A 17,612-nucleotide genomic window follows, 5' to 3' on the forward strand; every position below is an offset into this window, starting at 1 on the left:
AATGTTACAACAAAAATTTCCGGCGGCTGCCAAATCTTTTTTTGCAATTGATAATTTGACTAAGAATCTTAAGCAAGATTTAATCTTGAGTGTAAGCAATGAAGAAGATGTATTACAATTATATAAGCAAGCCTTATTTTTTTCTTCTAATGAAAGTATTTATTATTTTCCGAGTTATGATACTGTACCATATGATCATGCATCTCCAAGCCCTAGTATTGTATCTAAACGTGCAGAAACATTAACTAAGCTAACAACAAATAATAGTAACAGCAAACTACTTATCACTCATGCAGCAAACTTATTAAACAAATTACCCCCGAAAGATTTTTTTTCTAAGTACTTTTTAAAATTATTCCCTAAAATGAAATTTACTACAGATGAACTTGCTATGTTTTTAGTAGAAAATAGTTTTACAAGAAATACGAGTAGTGTTGATGTTGGGGAATTTGTAGTTAGAGGTGAAATCATTGATATAATATTGCCCGGTCCTAAAGCTTATAGAATTAATTTTAGTTGGGATTATATTGAATCGATTAAAGAATTTGATATTGATACACAAATTTCGACTAAATCCTGCACGGAGTTAGTTATTACTCCTGTAAATGAGATAGTTTTAAACAGTGAAACTATAGGTAATTTTAAGAATAATTATTTACGAAATTTTGGAGTTAACTATACTGATAATCCTTTATATGAGGCGGTAACATCGGGAAGAAAATTTTCAGGATATGAACAATTACTTCCGTTATTTTATAATTCCTGCTCTAACTTAGTAGATTACCTAAACGATCCTATTATCATATTTGATAATTTATCAAAACAAGCTATTTTAGAGTTTGAACGTAGTTATAACGATTTTTATTCGGCAAGATCAGAGGCAAATAAATTTAATAGGTTTTATCCTACTCTTGCACCGACTAGGTTATATTTTACCATCTCCGAAATAATGGAATTACTTGAACAAAAAAATAATATATTAATTAGTTATGATAATTCCGAGCAAGCCACTCTAATTGAAAATATTAGATCTACAAGTTTTATAGAAAAGAAAATAGTTTTTGATAAATTATTTGAGATTATTAAAGCTCATTCTTCTAAAAAAATTGTGATAGGTGTAGCTTCTTTAAGCGGTCTTGAGAGAGTGAAAAGCATTATCCAAAATTATGAATATACATATAATGAAATAAATAAATTAGATGAGGCTAAAATAGGCATAATAAATATTGCCATACTACCTTTAAATCAAAGTTTTGATACTAAAGAATATTTATTTATTACGGTAAGCGAACTATTAGAAGAAAAACCTAGTTCTATAAACACTAACAAAAAACTTAAAAATATTTTGCTAGAGCTTGATAATTTAGCTGAAGGAGAATTTGTTGTTCACAAAGATCATGGGATAGGTAAATTTTTAAAGCTGGAAGCTTTAGAAATTAAAGGAAAACTGCATGATTTCTTAAAAATTTTATATGCCGGAAATGATAAATTATATATACCAGTTGAAAATATAGAGGTAATAAAGAAATACGGCAATGATAATGCAGAGCTTGATAAGCTTGGCAGCGTCTCATGGCAAAGAAGTAAGGCAAAACTTAAAAACCGTATAAAAGAGATAGCACTGCATTTAATACAAATAGCAGCGCAAAGAAAACTTAATACTAATGCTTCCATTGAATTTGACCTTGAAGAATATGATAAATTTTGTGCTCATTTTCCTTTTAGTGAAACAGAAGACCAATTAACTGCTATAAACGATATTAGAGAAGATCTAAGAAGTGGTATGTTAATGGATAGGTTAATATGCGGTGATGTAGGTTTTGGTAAAACAGAGGTAGCCATGCGTGCCGTCTTTATGGTAGCAAAATCTCTAAATGAATATTCACCTCAAGTAGCCGTAGTTGTACCGACAACTATTTTATGTAGTCAACATGTTTCAAGATTTACAGAAAGGTTCAAGGGTTTTGGTTTAAATATCAAACAATTATCCAGTATTATTAGTCCTAAAGAAGCAAAGATTATAAGATCGGAACTTGAAAGTGGTAAAATAAATATAATAATAGGTACTCATTCTTTATTACATAAAAATACAAAATTCTTTAATTTGAAATTGTTAATAATCGATGAAGAACAACATTTCGGTGTTAGTCAAAAAGAATTTTTAAAACAATTAAAATCTTCCTCTCACGTACTTGCAATGTCGGCAACACCAATTCCTCGAACACTGCAAATGTCAATGACCGGTCTAAAAGAACTAAGCATTATTGCAACGCCGCCTTTAAACAGGCTAGAAGTTCGTACATCTGTTATGCCTTTTAATCCTGTTATTATTAGAGATGCATTATTACGTGAACATTTTAGAGGCGGCAGAAGCTTTTATGTGGTTCCAAGAATTAACGATATCCTTGATATTGAGAAACAGCTAAAACAAATTGTACCAGAATTAAGCTATAAAATAGTTCACAGAAAAATGCCGTATAATAAAATTGATGAGGTTATGAGCGAGTTTTATGCTGGCAAATTTGATATACTAGTCTCAACTACTATTATAGAATCAGGAATTGATATACAAGGTGCAAATACCATGATTATACATAAAGCCGATATGCTTGGTCTTAGTCAGCTATATCAGTTGCGTGGTCGAATAGGTCGAGGTAAAATGCGAGGCTATGCTTATCTAATAGTAGAAAGTCATAAAAAAATGACTGCGCACTCCTTAAGGCGCTTAGAGATAATACAAAATAGTTGTGCTTTAGGTTCAGGTTTTACTATTGCAAGCCATGATATGGATTTACGAGGTTTTGGTAATTTGATCGGTGAAGAACAATCAGGACAAATTAGAGAAGTAGGTACGGAACTCTACCAAGAAATGTTGGAAGAACAAATAGCTCTTTTTAAAGATGAACCGGTTGTCTCAGAACAACCGTTTATTCCGACTATTAATTTAGGATTATCCGTCTTTATCCCGGATCACTATGTATCTGATTCAGCTCTCAAAATTGGGATATATAGAAGAATAGGTAATTTAAGTAATGAGATAGAAGTAGAGAAATTTAAAGATGAGATGATTGATAGATTCGGCTCACTACCGACTGAATTTAATAATTTACTTGATATTGTAAAGATAAAGCTATTATGCTTTAAGTTAAATATTGAAAATCTAGATTCAGGAGATAATGGGTTTGTGATTAAATTTTATAAAAATGCCGATATGGCTGACAAAATTTTAAAATTCGTGAGTACTTATCATTCTCAAGCTAAAATAAAACCTGATAATAGGTTAGTATTTATCAAGAAATTAGTAGGTAAAAATGTAATTGTTGAGGCAAATCAATTACTTTGGAATTTAGCGGAGATTTGAAGACATTATCATCCCGTGGCGTGCCTCTCTACTGTATGAACATTTAGGATGTCATTCCTGCTTTCGCAGGAATGACATCGAAAATTATAAAACGGCATTTATTAAATTGAAACTATATGCTCTTCAATCTAAAACAATTATTCCAACAACATAACATAAAAGGTTTGTCGACTAACTCCAAAAATATTAAGGAAGGTGAGGTCTTTTTTGCTGTAAAAGGACGAACTGTTGATGGAAATGATTTTATAAATGATGCTTTAAATAAAGGTGCAGTATTAGTAATTACAGATAATGAAAAAAATACTGCTATAAATAAAGTAATTTATGTAGAAGATTTACAAAAAGCTTTATATGAAGTTATAGAAATCTTTTACCCTAAGAAACCAAAGCATCTGATAGCCGTAACAGGTACTAATGGCAAAAGCTCTGTAATATCTTATATAGCTCAATTATATTCATTACTTGGAGAGAAAGCTGCATCTATAGGTACGATAGGCGTAGAAATTTTTGGCTGTGATAACTTTATAAATGATGTACCGGAATTAACCACATTCGATTATTTAAGCTTTAGAAAAATTGCACATAATTTAGCTGAAATAGGTATAGAATATTTAGCTTTTGAAGCTTCTAGTCATGGTCTTGATCAAACAAGACTTGGGGAAAACAAAGTAAATATAGCATGTTTTACTAGCTTTAGTCACGATCATCTAGATTATCACCATACAAAAGAAAATTATTTACTTGCTAAACTAAAATTATTTACCAATCATTTATTACCGAATGCTATTTCCATATTAAATTCTGATATAGAAGAAATAGAGTTTATTAAAGCTTATTTAAATAAGCATAATATTAAATTTATAACCGTGGGAATAAAGGGAGATTTACAAATAACTAGAATTAATAGTTCTTTAAAAGGACAAAATATTGATTTTACATTTAATAATAGAAAATATAGTTTTAATACGCCAATAATCGGTAGTTTTCAGGCTAGCAATTTATTAATTGCTGCTCTTAGTGAGTATTATACCGGTGTTGCTTTTGATGAAGTTATAGGTTCTTTAGTAGATGTTAAACCGGTAAAAGGCAGAATGCAGCAAATAGAAAACACTAATATTTTTGTTGATTATTCCCATACTCCCGATGCTCTTGAAAAAGCTTTACTAGAGCTGAAAAATATTCAAGTACTAGGCAGTAAGTTAAATGTAATTTTTGGCTGTGGCGGCAATCGTGATAAAAAAAAGAGAAGTCTTATGGGGCAAATAGCTGCAAAACTTGCTGATAACGTCATAATTACAGATGATAATCCACGTCTTGAAGATCCAAAGCTTATTAGAGCTGAAATCATAAGCGGTATAGATAAAGCAAATTATATAGAAATAGAAAATAGAGAAAAAGCTATTAAATATGGTATTAATAATTTAAATCAAGATGATATATTATTAATTGCTGGCAAAGGTCATGAAAATTACCAAATTATAGGCAATAAAAAAATACCTTTTGATGATGCTGAAATTGTGAAGAAGTATATAAAGTATCATGCTGTTACTTGATCACGTGAATCAGCTTAAAATACTAATAATTATTAGTATTTTAAATTGTTGTTCTGGATTCCATGGTCGTAAGCCATGGAGTGACAGACTAAAGCCAATAATGCCGAAATATAATAATATATATAATAATATTAATATAAACTAACATATGATTTGGAACTCTGAAACACTAAGTAAAGCACTAGGTATAACAATATCTAATTCTATCAATTGCAATGAAGTACAATTTAACTCCAAAGACGTTAAAAAAGGTGATTTATTTATAGCACTGAAAGGTAATGGCGACGGTCATGATTATGTTCTAGATGCAATAGATAAAGGAGCAAATGCTATTATCGTTAGCAAGCACATAGATATAGTAGACAAAAACAAAATTATCTTAGTCGATGATTGTTTTGAAGCTCTACAAAAAATGGCTTTGTATAAACGCGGCTCTTCAAAAGCTAAATTTATAGCTATTACTGGTAGTGTCGGCAAAACCTCCACTAAAGGAGCTTTAAAAACCTTACTAACTGAGACTAGTGATAAATCATTACACCTCTTATATAACGAAGCTAATAAAGAGGAATTTGAAGGAAACACGGAATATAGCACCACAGAGTACAAAAAAGTATGTGATGCTGCAAGTACTCGATTAACGTACAAATTACCTTTAGAAGTAAGTTATATAAAAGGTCTGGTTTTTGCTAGCCGAGGTAACTTCAATAACCATTTGGGGTTACTTATTAATCTTGCTTCAATGTCTGATGATACGGAATATGCTATTTTTGAGCTTGGTATGAACCATAAAGGTGAAATAAGGGAGCTAGTTCAAATATTAAAGCCGAATATTGCCATGATTACCAATGTTTCAGAAGCTCATTTAGAGTTTTTTAACTCGTTGGAGGATATAGCTGAAGCTAAATGTGAGATTTTTGAAAATTTTAGTAAAAATGATATTGCTGTTATTAATGCCAATACTAATTGCTATAACAAAATATTATCAATATTAAAAAATCTATCTATTGATAAAATATATAATTTCGGTGCATCGTATAATACATCTGCAGAATTAACCTTATATGCAAATCTAGGAAAGCAAGTTCATTTAAAATATAAGATAAATAATAAGACCATAGAGATAACTATACCTTTCATTCCTAGGCATTTTGCCGAAAATTATATAGGTGTACTTTTAATTATCAATATACTAGGTAAAAATTTAGATATTGCTGCAAATCACTTAGCAAATATTTCTCCTACTAAAGGAAGAGGGGAAATGATCAATATACAAAATTGTTGTGTAATTTGTGATTACTATAACGCAAGCCCGCAGTCAATGAAAGCTGCATTAGAATATTTAAAACAAGTACCTGCTGAAAATAAAACCGCTATAATAGGTGATATGCTAGAGCTTGGGCAAAATTCAGAAGCATTACATAAAGAGTTAGTACCTTATATATTAGATGCAGATTGCTCTAAAGTTTTTTTAGTAGGAAAAAATACTAAATATATTTATAATTTACTACCTTTCAAAATAGCTAAAAAATATTTTAAAAATGTTGATGAATTAATTACACATATAACGGTAACAGATTTATTTAAGAATAATGAACTTATCTTAATAAAAGGTTCAAGAGGTATAAAGCTTGATAAGATTGTTGATTGTTATAAATAAATATACTAGGATGTTTCTAGTGCATTTTAAGCCACGCGACAATATCTTTGCAAGCATGACATCAAAATATACTTGGGAATTTAAATCTACAAATGTTATACAATCTTTTACTTCCTCATATTCATAATTCACATATAGCTAATTTATTTCACTATATTACTTTTCGTAGTGGTCTTGCTATTATTATCACTCTAAGCCTTAGCTTTGTCACAGGTCCGATATTGATAAAATTTTTACGGACTCTTCAAAAAAATGGTCAGCCTATACGTTTAGACGGACCTGAATCACATCAAACAAAAGCAGGTACTCCGACTATGGGGGGTATTATGATTATTTTATCTAGTTGTCTTGCTACTTTATTACTTGCTGATTTAACTAATAAATATATTTGGATTACATTATTTGGTTTTATTAGTTTCGGTATTATAGGATTTATGGATGATTATGCTAAGGTAACTAAAAATAACCATTATGGGGTAAGAGGCAAAAGTAAACTTTTACTGCAAGGAATTATTAGTTTAATCATATGTATTTTACTAGAATATACTGACAAAAATCCAAGTCATTTGCTTAATATACCGTTTTTTAAAAATTTAAGCTTGGATCTTGGTTATTTTTATATAGTTTTTGCTATATTTGTTATAGTTGGATCTTCTAATGCTGTGAATCTAACGGATGGGCTTGACGGTCTCGCTACCGTTCCTATTGCCTTTACTGCTGGTTCTTTTGCTTTAATAAGTTATTTAGTAGGAAATCTCATTTACTCGAACTATTTGCAGCTAACTTATATACCGAATACTGGAGAATTAACGGTGTTATGTGCGGGTTTAGTCGGTAGCTGCCTTGGATTTTTATGGTTTAATGCACAGCCTGCAGAAGTTTTTATGGGTGATACCGGTAGTTTAAGTCTTGGTAGTATACTTGGCATTATTAGTGTTATTACTAAGCATGAAGTAGTTTTAAGCATAGTTGGTGGCTTATTCGTTGTGGAAACGACATCCGTAATTTTACAGGTATATTATTTTAAAGCTACTAAAGGAAAAAGAATATTTAAAATGGCTCCATTGCATCATCATTTTGAAAAGCATGGTTGGGAAGAATCAAAAGTCGTAATAAGATTTTGGATTATTTCAGTTATATTTGCTCTGATCGGCTTATCATCTCTAAAATTACGTTAACGATACTCGTTTAATTTGAAACATCTTGCTCTGTTCCAAATTAAACTTCGTCTATCTACTTTTTATGTATCAAGAATAAATATAATATAAATTCACTTTCTATTTGCTTTTGTATAAGAAATGTACTATATAAATAGTAGAATTAATTTATAGTAAGTGTGGATAATGGCAAAAGAAACAAAAGAAACAAAAGAAACAAAAGAAACAAAAGAAACAGATATAAATAAATTATTAACTCAAGAAAATAATGCTTTAAATACGATACTAAGACAAGTAAACGAATTATGCGAACAAAATCAGAAGTTGCAAGGTGTACTCGAAATACAAAATGAAGCTAAAGAGCTAGAAAAAGAACATAACAGATCACTGCCTTGGTTTAAAAAATTTGTAAAAACAGTTTCTAATGTAAAGTATATTTTTATAAAAAGTGAAGAGCAGTTAACACATGAAGCAATAAAGCATAATACCAAGATATTAAAAGATATTGATAATAAGATATATAATATAGTGGCAAAATCTGCACCTTTAAAGCAAGCATTACAAGAAGAAATCAAAAAAAATTTTGAGGATTTAACAAAGAAAGATTTATCTAAAGATCAAAGAGAAAGATTAGCAGAATTATTCTTTAGTTATAAGGATAAACCTGAAAGATTCTCAGCTCTACGTATGACACATCCCTTACAATTTACTAATGCTGCAGTACTAGAGAATCAATATAATGCTTTAAATACTACAAAACAAAACATCCGAAATTTAATATCTGAAAATTCCAATATTAAAGAACTTAAAGAAATACAAAAACAAGTTGCTGAAATTAGGGAAGAAATACCTCATACATTTTTTGAAAAATTAAATAGTATTTGGCAAAATGTTAAAAATGTTTTTATAAATAACAGTGAACAGGTTTTGGCCAAAAACAAAGAAAGTAATACTAGAGCAATTAGAAAGATTGAGGAACAATTATATAGCACAAAGCATCAATTTGAGAAATTAATTGAAAATCAAGAAAAAAATATTAATGATATAATTGGGAAGTTACCGGACAATGAGAAGTTACAAAAGATAGTAAGTAACCTTGCAGATCATATGACTGCAAAAAAGGAACCAATATTAACAACCTCGTCCCTAACTAAACCTTTGGAAAATAATATGCCACCGCCACCGCCGCCGCCACCTTTACCGCAAAATAATATGCCACCGCCACCGCCGCCGCCACCTTTACCGCAAAATAATATGCCACCGCCACCGCCGCCACCACCTTTACCGCAAAATAATATGCCACCGCCGCCGCCACCACCACCGCCTTTACCGCAAAATAATATGCCACCGCCGCCACCACCTATGCCTACTATGGCTCCAGCTCAGACTGAGACATTATTGAAGTCTATAGAAGCTACTACAGTTAAAAACCCGGAAAATCAATCACATCCTTCTATAGATACTTCTGATTTAATGAAAGAAATAGTAGGACCAAGAAATCTAAAAGAAGTTAAAAAAATTGATGCTAAGGCACAAGATCCTAGAGATTTACTACTGCAGTCCATAAGGGGTGAACACAAACTAAAAAAAGTTGAATTTGACCCTAATGGGCGCCCGGTTGCACATTCGCGTAGTAAGCCTGCTCAGAATGTTAACAAATCTAATGAAATTGTAGAAATTTTAGCACGAAGAGTTGCTATGGAGATGAGTAGCAGTGGCAGTGAAAGCGATAGCGATAGCGGTAACTGGAGTGATGTTAGTACTAAATCAAAGGTTCTAAAAACTAAAGGAGAACGAGATGCTAGAAAGGGTATGAATTCTAAACAAGTTGGAAGAAACAGCAAATCATCATTTGTTAGAAGTTAATTAAGACACTTTTTTTTAAAGAGTACTTGTGTTGCATGCTTTCTATCATTCCTGCTTCCGCAGGAATGACATAGTATGCCATACTGTTTTAGATCACCTTGGCTCTTGGGTAGGAGTAATATTAGGGGAGGGTTTATAGTTAGATTGAGTCATAAGCCCTGACCAGTTAACTCCTAGTCAATTATTGTCAGGTTTATTTTATTTTTTGTATAATAGAAACATTTGCTCCTGTTGCTTTTATACACTTTATTTCTTTAGCTACTTTTATGGTATGCTGTATCCACTATAATATACGATGACTACTTTTACCATTTTATTCTCCATATTATAAATTAACTATATACTCAGCTTCGGTTTTAGATCTTATTTCTTCAATAGTAACATTGTCGGCTTTTCGCATGCATACCATTTCATCTTTATTAATATCAAAAATTCCAAGATCGGTAATTATTCTATTAACTACTTTTTTGCCTGTTAACGGAAAGCTGTACTCTTTTCATAATTTAGCTCTGCTGTCCTTTGCGTTATGTTCCATTATTACTACTAGTCTTTTGGTTGTTAGTGGCTAAATCCATAGCTCCTTCCATATCCTTAACCATTTTGCCTGGGAGATAGTTCCAGTTTGGCAAGATCGCCTTTTTGTGAGACTGCATAGCCCCTAAAAGAGTTAAATCAATAGTAGGCATACCTATACTAGATTGATATATAAGCCGTCTTTGAGTTCCTTGCAGTTATTTGGTAAATTTCTTCTTTGCTCCAAGTAATAGTTTATTGTTCTCTTATGGTTAACTGCTCAATACGTTTCTCATATTTTGTACCTACTATTAATCGCTGTATGAAAATATTAGGTGTGTGAATATTATTAGGGTAAAGCTCTCCTACCTCAACTATTGTCTCTACTTCACAAACCGTGACTTTAGCAGCACCTGCCATTACTGCATAAAAATTTCTTACTGTTTTATTATAAATTACATTGCTGCTTTATCCGCTTTCAGCCTTTAATAATAGCAAGGTCAGCTTGAAGTGCTGTGTTTCTATTCTATTATATATTTCTCGCAATTAAATTCCTTTTTTCTTTACCTTCCTCTACAATTGTACCTATACCGATTTTAGTATAAAAAGGTGGGATTCCCATGCAAGCTGCTCTAATTCGCTCATCTAAAGTGCCTTGCGGTTTTAGTTCAAGTTCTAAGATTTTATCAAGATATTGTTGTTCACAAATCTTATTTTCTCCAATATACGAAGAAATCATTTTATAGAGCAGTCCTTCAAGAGCAGTTTCAGCTGAAGGATATATTTTATTTATGAATTTTAAATTATTTAATATTTCTGTTTTAAGAAATTAGAGGGATTTTCAAAAGAAACCAAAGACATACACAAGTTTAGTATATGTACAAATTTAAAGTACTATATATTATGGTTACTTGTGATTAACAAAAATTAATGATTCTATGAAATTAAATAAATTAAATTTAACCATTGCTGTTTGTCTTTTATATTTATAATCAGTATTAACTGCATCAAAATATTGATAATGATATAAAAATTCAAGAAAATTCTAAAAAGGTTATAGCTATGTAGTTACTTATGGTAAAGATATGTCATCAAGGGTAAGTCGCGATGTTGCTATATCATTGATTGAAGGTTACCGTCAATTTGGATGATGCTATATTTGTCGATTCAGATAACTATAAATATATTAAACTATATTACAAGATTTACTGTTACATATTGGCTTATGGTGGTTAATCATAAAATAATGGTTAGTGGTGTGCAGAGAATTTGACTTAAAAGTAATAAAATATGAGTTAGATCCTTTTAAGGACATATTTTAAAGCTAAAGATTTTAATTCTTTGTCATACACCAAATTGCTATAGATACAGGTGGTAATTCAAGCAAGCTATTTGCTATCTGAAAATATTAAAAATTAGATATATGGCAAGTAACAAAATTAATCCTACTTATAGCATAGGTTATTTATGACAAGACTAGGATCAAGTAGGATATATGTTTAGTACTAAATTTAATGATAAAGATAAAAACGGTAATGATATAAATGCATATGTAAAAGTGATGAGCTCCATATACGGTTATATTACTAAAAATAAAATTTGTTCATATGCTTATTTAGATTTATTTGATTCGTTTTTATTCTATTCAGGATATTCATTTATAATGAATACTAACATTAATAATATTACAATGTTTAAGTTGGAAAAATATTTACTGTCTACTAGAGTGATGCTTGCTCCATATGGTTTAGAGTATAGTTTAGTTAACCATTTTTGTTGTGGATAATAAGTTAATATTAATTACAGAAAAAATCAGAAATTTAAGTTTTACAGTGTTGGAATTAAAGCAAATAAATTATAATCGAATTTGATTTTGTCGGTTTAGCTTTAGAAGTGGCATTTTGGAATCAGCCTAAAATATTAACTGCTACTCATTTAAAAGAGAGTTGTAGACAAGGTAGACTTGGGGTAGTTAATTTTGAGCTTAGCTTAAATAAAACATTTAAAATTTTTGGCTCAGGCGGTTATAAAACAGCCGAATTTATAGAAGGTATGACTTTAAAATCTTCAGCTATTCTTAGAGCATGGTTTAAATTAGATTAATTTTAGTCTATTGCTTTTAATAATATATAGTCATATATATACGATAATGATGTATGGCTATATATGTTAACTATTCTAGAAAAATTCTTATTCTCTTCTGTAAAAACGTTTATCAATATACGTGAAGATACCGTATCTGCTCTTAAAAGGCTTGGTATTAATAATATTCGTGATTTATTATTTTATATACCTGTTTCATATCAAAATAAAACATTATCGCCTAATTTAACCAAAGTTAGAGACGGTGAAATAATCCAAACGGAAATTGTAATTGAGAGCATTAGTTTACCAAAAAACAGTAATCAGCCTCTTAAAATTACGGCTCGCAATGATACTGGTTCTTTGTTATTAGTATTTTTTCATAGACCACCTCCATTTATTTTTAATAAGTTAAAGGTTGGTACTTCTCATATTATCAGCGGTAAAGTACAATTTTTTGATCATCATTTACAGATTTCACATCCTGAATTTATTGTGAATCCTACACTCGCAAAAGAAATAGAGCCTATTTATTCTTTAACATATCTCCTTAGTAATAAACAGCTGTATTCATATATCATAAAAGCAATGGATATATTTGAAAGGAAATGCAAGGGGCTAGAAGATAAAGAGGTAAAGGATTATTTAGATTCCATATTGCAGAATTTGAAGGTGTTGCATTCTTTATGTCATTTACGCAAAAGTAGGAATTCAGAAAAAATGGATATCATGGTCAAGTCGTGGGATGATACGAGAGTGTGTTTAAATAATGCCAAAAAACACCTAGCAGCTAAAGAACTAATCGCCAATCAAATATCTCTTTTTAATGTACGTACGCAAATAAGTAGAAGACAAGGTAATATTTTCCCTAAAGCTGCAGGTCCTCAAGTCAATATATTAAATGAGCTAGGATTTGAATTAACACCATATCAAAAGCAAGTTATAGAGGAAATAGAACTTGATCAAAGCGATAAAGTAGAAATGATGAGATTGTTGCAAGGAGATGTTGGTTCAGGTAAAACTTTAGTAGCTCTGCTTACTATGGTAAATGTGGCAGTCGCTGGATTTCAAGCAACGCTTATGGCTCCAACCGATTTGCTTGCCAATCAGCATTACGAGTTTTTTGTTAAAGCTTTAAAAAATACTAATATAAGAGTTGGATTACTTACAGGTAAGATACTAGGGCTAGCACGTAAAAATATAATGATTCAGCTTGAAAATGGTGAAATTGAAATATTGCTTGGTACTCATGCTTTATTTCAAGAAAAAGTAAGTTTTAAAAAACTAGGTTATATAGTTATTGATGAGCAGCATAGATTTGGAGTGCAGCAGCGTTTGAATTTAATAAATAAAGGGGTAAATCCCGATGTTCTAGTTATGACTGCAACGCCGATTCCAAGAAGTTTAGCACTTACCATGTTTGGAGATATGACTATTTCTAAACTTCAAGGTAAACCAAAAAATCGTCTACCTATTGCAACGAATATTATGTCGACTAATAAAATAGAACATGTTATAGAAGCGATAAATAAGAAGCTTATTCTAGGCGAGAGGATATATTGGATATGTCCATTGATAGAGAGGGGAAAGCAAGAGGAGCAAGAAGATGATAGTGTATTAATGGATGTGATGAATCGTTTTAACTCTATAGAAAATATCTATCAAGGTTATACTGGTATTATTCACGGTAAGATGAAGAATGAGCAGAAAGATATCATAATGAAGCAATTTAAGGAAGGTGAAATTAAGATATTAGTTGCCACAACCGTTATTGAAGTCGGAATAGATGTACCGGAAGCCACTTTGATCATTATTGAAAATGCTGAGCAGTTTGGCCTTGCTCAACTTCATCAGCTTAGAGGTAGAGTAGGGCGAGGGAATTTACAGTCATATTGTATATTGTTATATAATCCTAAGCGACTCGGACAAGTTGCACGAGGCAGGTTTGAGATAATGCAACAAACTAATGATGGGTTTTATATCGCTGAACAGGATTTAAAACTTCGAGGTAGCGGTGAGATTTTAGGAGTAAAACAAAGTGGCGAAATCGAATTTTTCTTCGCCGATTTAGCAGAGCATTATGACTTGCTTCTTAAAGCTAATAAATTTGCGGAAATAGGCTCAAAAGGTAATTTGGATTTTATTGACTTTCAGATAAAACTCTTTGCTAAATCGCAAGTAAGCGAGTTTGGTTTAGTTTAAATATGTCATTCCCATTATTATTGGCTTTGTTGCATGGATACCACATAGTCATTGTTAGTGACTAAATGAACGTAATCCATAAAAAATAATAAAAAAATTCTGATTTACAAAATTTTTTTATTGGCTTGCTTAGTCAATTGCTGTGCACATTCATTGCAATGGCAGAAAAACTGATCCATGCAACAATGCCTCCGCAGGAATGACATAAAATGAAAATCTAGAATACTTAAGAATAAAGCTAATCCTGTGTGATTTCAGCAATCCTAGTACACAGAGCTTCAATTATATCCCAGCTTTTTTGAATAGCGAGTAAAGAAGAATTATTAATATTTATTTGTTTTAATAAATCTATAGCGATTTGTTCATGTTCCGGATCAAGAAGCATATGTATTTTGAAATGTTTTTCTGCTTTATGATTAAAAAATATTGAGCCTAATTTTTCATAAAATATTCTTAGCACAAGAGTCTATTACTATACTTCAGCATTAGTAAATTGTAAGGGATGTGTCATACGTAATGGACAAGGACGGTCCGCTCACTATCTCCAAACGTCATCATTGTCTAGATTTTGTGATAATTCTACATATGTGTCCAAATTCAGCGGTGAGATGCTTCCATGCCAGTTGTTTAAATTCTTTTGTTTCCGAAAATACTACTCTTGCTAATATCATTTTCTAAAATTTGTCTGATCAAATCCAAAAATATTTAAGAAATTTATTTTTTTGCATGGTACTATCTAATTGAATTTCACAGAGTTTGTTTTTTCTAAATTGCTCTTTATATTGAGTATTATCTGAAATTAGATAACATATAAGTAATATCAATATTATCTAAATATATTAATCTAGAACCACTGTCACTAAATTTATTAACGGTTACTTACCAATTTTTAAAACTATATGTGTATTTATATATAAATTGTAAAATCATACTGTGTATGCAGTAAATATATAAAATATTTCGACTTATCCATTTTAAATTTATAGCTATTTTTTGTGAATAATCACTTATGATCATTAATATATAGGTAACTGTTAAGATGGTGAGGTTTAAAATTAAATCAGTATTTGAAAAATTAAAATCACTCATGGGAATTGCAAGAGTAAAAAGAGTTGAATGCATGCACGTAATAAAAATGGCTATAAAACAACTAAGTTTTAAATTTGCCTGTTCATGTTGTGCAATAAATCCAAGGATCATTATAGCAATTACAATAGTACCGTAGTCAACTAAATACCAACTAATATGAAATAATATTGCCATTATAATTACATGACAATAACCGCTATAGAAGAAGTGAATTAAAGACTTACGAAAATAGTAAATATAACATTGTCCTAAATAGATTGGTATTAGAATATTTGTAGTAATAAACTGTTTAAATAACACAGTAGTATATATTTGTAACAAAATGCCAGCTATTATTATTTTAGTTTTTGGTTTATCATGAAAATTATAACCGGTAAAAAAGCAAAACACCGGCATGACAGTACGACCGATAACCCGCATAATCGTTAATTCAGGATATAGATATAAACCCATATGATCAATGATCATGGCTATAATAGCTAAGGTTTTTAGCAAATCCTGATAATTTGATTGGTGCTTATTTCTTGTTATTATCATAAAACCACTTTTAATAAATATGCCGTGCCGAAAAATGATCCTATTCCAACTGCAATTGTACTGCCTAGCATGCAGACTTTAATCAGTAAATATTCCGAATAAAAATATTCTAAACAATAATGTTTTATTAAAGCAATTATAACAGACATTATTATGCAGCATAATAAAATTTTACCGCAAAAAAGTTTTATATTGGCTTCTATATGTAGCTTATTTTGTTTTGTAGTATAGCTATATAATAAACCTAGATTATACCAAGCTGCGATAGATGTGCCGACGGCAATACCGATATGTTTTAAAGAATCCATTAGTAGCAAATTTATACCGGTATTAATTATTATTGAAAATAAGGTTATTTTGAGCGGTGTTTTAGTATCTCCATTAGCATAAAAAATAGGGGTTAAAATTTTTGCCAAAATAAAAGCAGGAAGCCCAAGGGCAAATGCAGAAATAGCCTCGGCGGTATTTGTAGTATCTTGGCTTGTGAATACTCCTCTTTCATATATTATGTTAATGATCGGATGAGATAGTATTATAATACCGAATGTAGCAGGTAGTGATAATAATAATCCCATTCTAATAGCATTATTCTGTATTTTTTTTGCAGATACTAGATCATTTGATTTATAGATTTTTGATAGCGTAGGTAGCAATATAGTAGAGAAGCTAGTACCTATTATTGATAAAGGAAATTGATAAATCCGATCAGCATAAGCTAATATTGAAATAGCACCTTCAATAAAGCTAGCAATAGATTGCGATATAAAAAGATTCAATTGTTGAACGCCGGAGCTAATGATCGCAGGTCCCATATTAATTAGAAGCTTTTTTACATCGGGATCGCTTGGGTTAAAAATTATTGGAAAGTTTAAATCCGCTCTCTTAACACAGACAAACATAAACGAAACTTGTAATATTCCAGCAATTATTAAAGATAGACTGATTGAAATGGTAGATTCTATGTAATCATCTAGCATTAAAGTACAGATTATTACGCATACGCTTAAAATCACCGGTGAGAAAGCAAACGCGGTAAATTTTTTTATGGAATTTAATATTCCGCCAAGTAAAGCAGTTAATGAAACAAATATTAAATAAGGTATAGTAATTCGGCATAAAAAGATGGTAAGCTCAAACTTTTCCTTTTTACCATGAAAACCAGGGGCAATAAACAGCATTAATTGTGGCATAAAAATTTGCATTAATGCTATTATGATTATTAATGTCAGAAGTAGAAGAGTAAAAACCGTACCTGAAAAATTATTAGCAGCTCTTTTAGAGATCAGCATTTTTTCATTATAAATAGGAATAAATATGCTTGATAATGCTCCTTCTGCAAAAATTCTTCTAAATAGATTTGGTAGTTTAAAAGCAACATTAATGCTATCGCCCATAGGTGTAGAGCCAAATAGTGATGCGATAAATTGTTCACGCACGAGGCCAAATATGCGAGAAATTAATGTGCAAAAAGCTACTACGACCCCTGAACGAAATAATGTCACTGTTTATTTTTGTGTCCTATTTTTAAAATCGATTGATGTCATTCCCTGTAGATATGACATTGTTGCATGGATACCACATTATCATTGCAAGCG

General features: G+C 30.7%; 9 protein-coding genes and 4 pseudogenes. 8 read left to right on the forward strand and 5 right to left on the reverse strand.

Going from position 1 to position 17,612, the window contains the following annotated elements; translation table 11 throughout:
* Window position 1 precedes the first annotated feature (1 nt).
* The 5 genes from mfd (at window position 2) to A1E_RS01720 (ending at window position 9,594) form a co-directional block, all read left to right on the forward strand.
* The gene (gene mfd, locus A1E_RS01700; RefSeq protein ID WP_012148512.1) at window positions 2-3,361 is read left to right on the forward strand and encodes a transcription-repair coupling factor; all 3,360 of its coding nucleotides are present in this window, start codon (window positions 2-4) and stop codon (window positions 3,359-3,361) included.
* 116 nt (window positions 3,362-3,477) lie between these two features.
* Window positions 3,478-4,914, forward strand: coding sequence for a UDP-N-acetylmuramoyl-L-alanyl-D-glutamate--2,6-diaminopimelate ligase (locus A1E_RS01705; protein WP_012148513.1), 1,437 nt, complete (start codon window positions 3,478-3,480; stop codon window positions 4,912-4,914).
* A 148-nt stretch (window positions 4,915-5,062) separates the two neighbouring features.
* The gene (gene murF, locus A1E_RS01710) at window positions 5,063-6,571 is read left to right on the forward strand and encodes a UDP-N-acetylmuramoyl-tripeptide--D-alanyl-D-alanine ligase (protein WP_012148514.1); all 1,509 of its coding nucleotides are present in this window, start codon (window positions 5,063-5,065) and stop codon (window positions 6,569-6,571) included.
* A gap of 92 nt (window positions 6,572-6,663) precedes the next feature.
* Entirely contained in the window at window positions 6,664-7,749 is a 1,086-nt protein-coding gene (gene mraY / locus A1E_RS01715; RefSeq protein ID WP_012148515.1) for a phospho-N-acetylmuramoyl-pentapeptide-transferase, read from the forward strand.
* A gap of 165 nt (window positions 7,750-7,914) precedes the next feature.
* Complete coding sequence (locus tag A1E_RS01720) at window positions 7,915-9,594, forward strand: hypothetical protein (protein ID WP_012148516.1); 1,680 nt, start codon at window positions 7,915-7,917, stop codon at window positions 9,592-9,594.
* A 325-nt stretch (window positions 9,595-9,919) separates the two neighbouring features.
* Here the strand turns inward: A1E_RS01720 and A1E_RS01725 are convergent.
* Together A1E_RS01725 and A1E_RS07420 are read right to left on the reverse strand one after the other, a co-directional pair.
* Window positions 9,920-10,359, reverse strand: a pseudogene (locus A1E_RS01725) (CoA-transferase).
* A 3-nt stretch (window positions 10,360-10,362) separates the two neighbouring features.
* Window positions 10,363-10,900 (reverse strand): annotated as a pseudogene (locus A1E_RS07420) (CoA transferase subunit A).
* Window positions 10,901-11,602: 702 nt separating this feature from the next.
* On the opposite strand from A1E_RS07420, the gene A1E_RS06770 reads away from it, so the two are divergent.
* From A1E_RS06770 to A1E_RS01745, 3 genes are all read left to right on the forward strand, one after another.
* Window positions 11,603-11,893, forward strand: coding sequence for a hypothetical protein (locus A1E_RS06770; protein WP_012148520.1), 291 nt, complete (start codon window positions 11,603-11,605; stop codon window positions 11,891-11,893).
* A gap of 107 nt (window positions 11,894-12,000) precedes the next feature.
* Window positions 12,001-12,210, forward strand: a complete 210-nt coding sequence (locus tag A1E_RS01740) for a hypothetical protein (protein WP_012148521.1) — start codon at window positions 12,001-12,003, stop codon at window positions 12,208-12,210.
* Between the two features lie 63 nt (window positions 12,211-12,273).
* Window positions 12,274-14,391 carry an ATP-dependent DNA helicase RecG gene (locus A1E_RS01745; protein ID WP_012148522.1) on the forward strand — a complete coding sequence of 706 codons (2,118 nt, stop codon included), beginning with the start codon at window positions 12,274-12,276 and terminating at the stop codon, window positions 14,389-14,391.
* Window positions 14,392-14,629: 238 nt separating this feature from the next.
* Here A1E_RS01745 and A1E_RS07425 read toward each other — a convergent pair.
* From A1E_RS07425 to murJ, 3 genes and pseudogenes are all read right to left on the reverse strand, one after another.
* Window positions 14,630-15,212 (reverse strand): annotated as a pseudogene (locus A1E_RS07425) (hypothetical protein).
* A 58-nt stretch (window positions 15,213-15,270) separates the two neighbouring features.
* The gene (locus A1E_RS01755) at window positions 15,271-16,017 is read right to left on the reverse strand and encodes a TraX family protein (RefSeq protein ID WP_012148524.1); all 747 of its coding nucleotides are present in this window, start codon (window positions 16,015-16,017) and stop codon (window positions 15,271-15,273) included.
* Window positions 15,998-17,519: pseudogene (murJ, locus tag A1E_RS01760) on the reverse strand (murein biosynthesis integral membrane protein MurJ). Before murJ ends, A1E_RS01755 begins: the two are co-directional and overlap by 20 nt.
* Between the last annotated feature and the right edge of the window lie 93 nt (window positions 17,520-17,612).

This window comes from Rickettsia canadensis str. McKiel (genome assembly GCF_000014345.1).
In the GTDB taxonomy this organism is placed as follows: Bacteria; Pseudomonadota; Alphaproteobacteria; order Rickettsiales; family Rickettsiaceae; genus Rickettsia; species Rickettsia canadensis.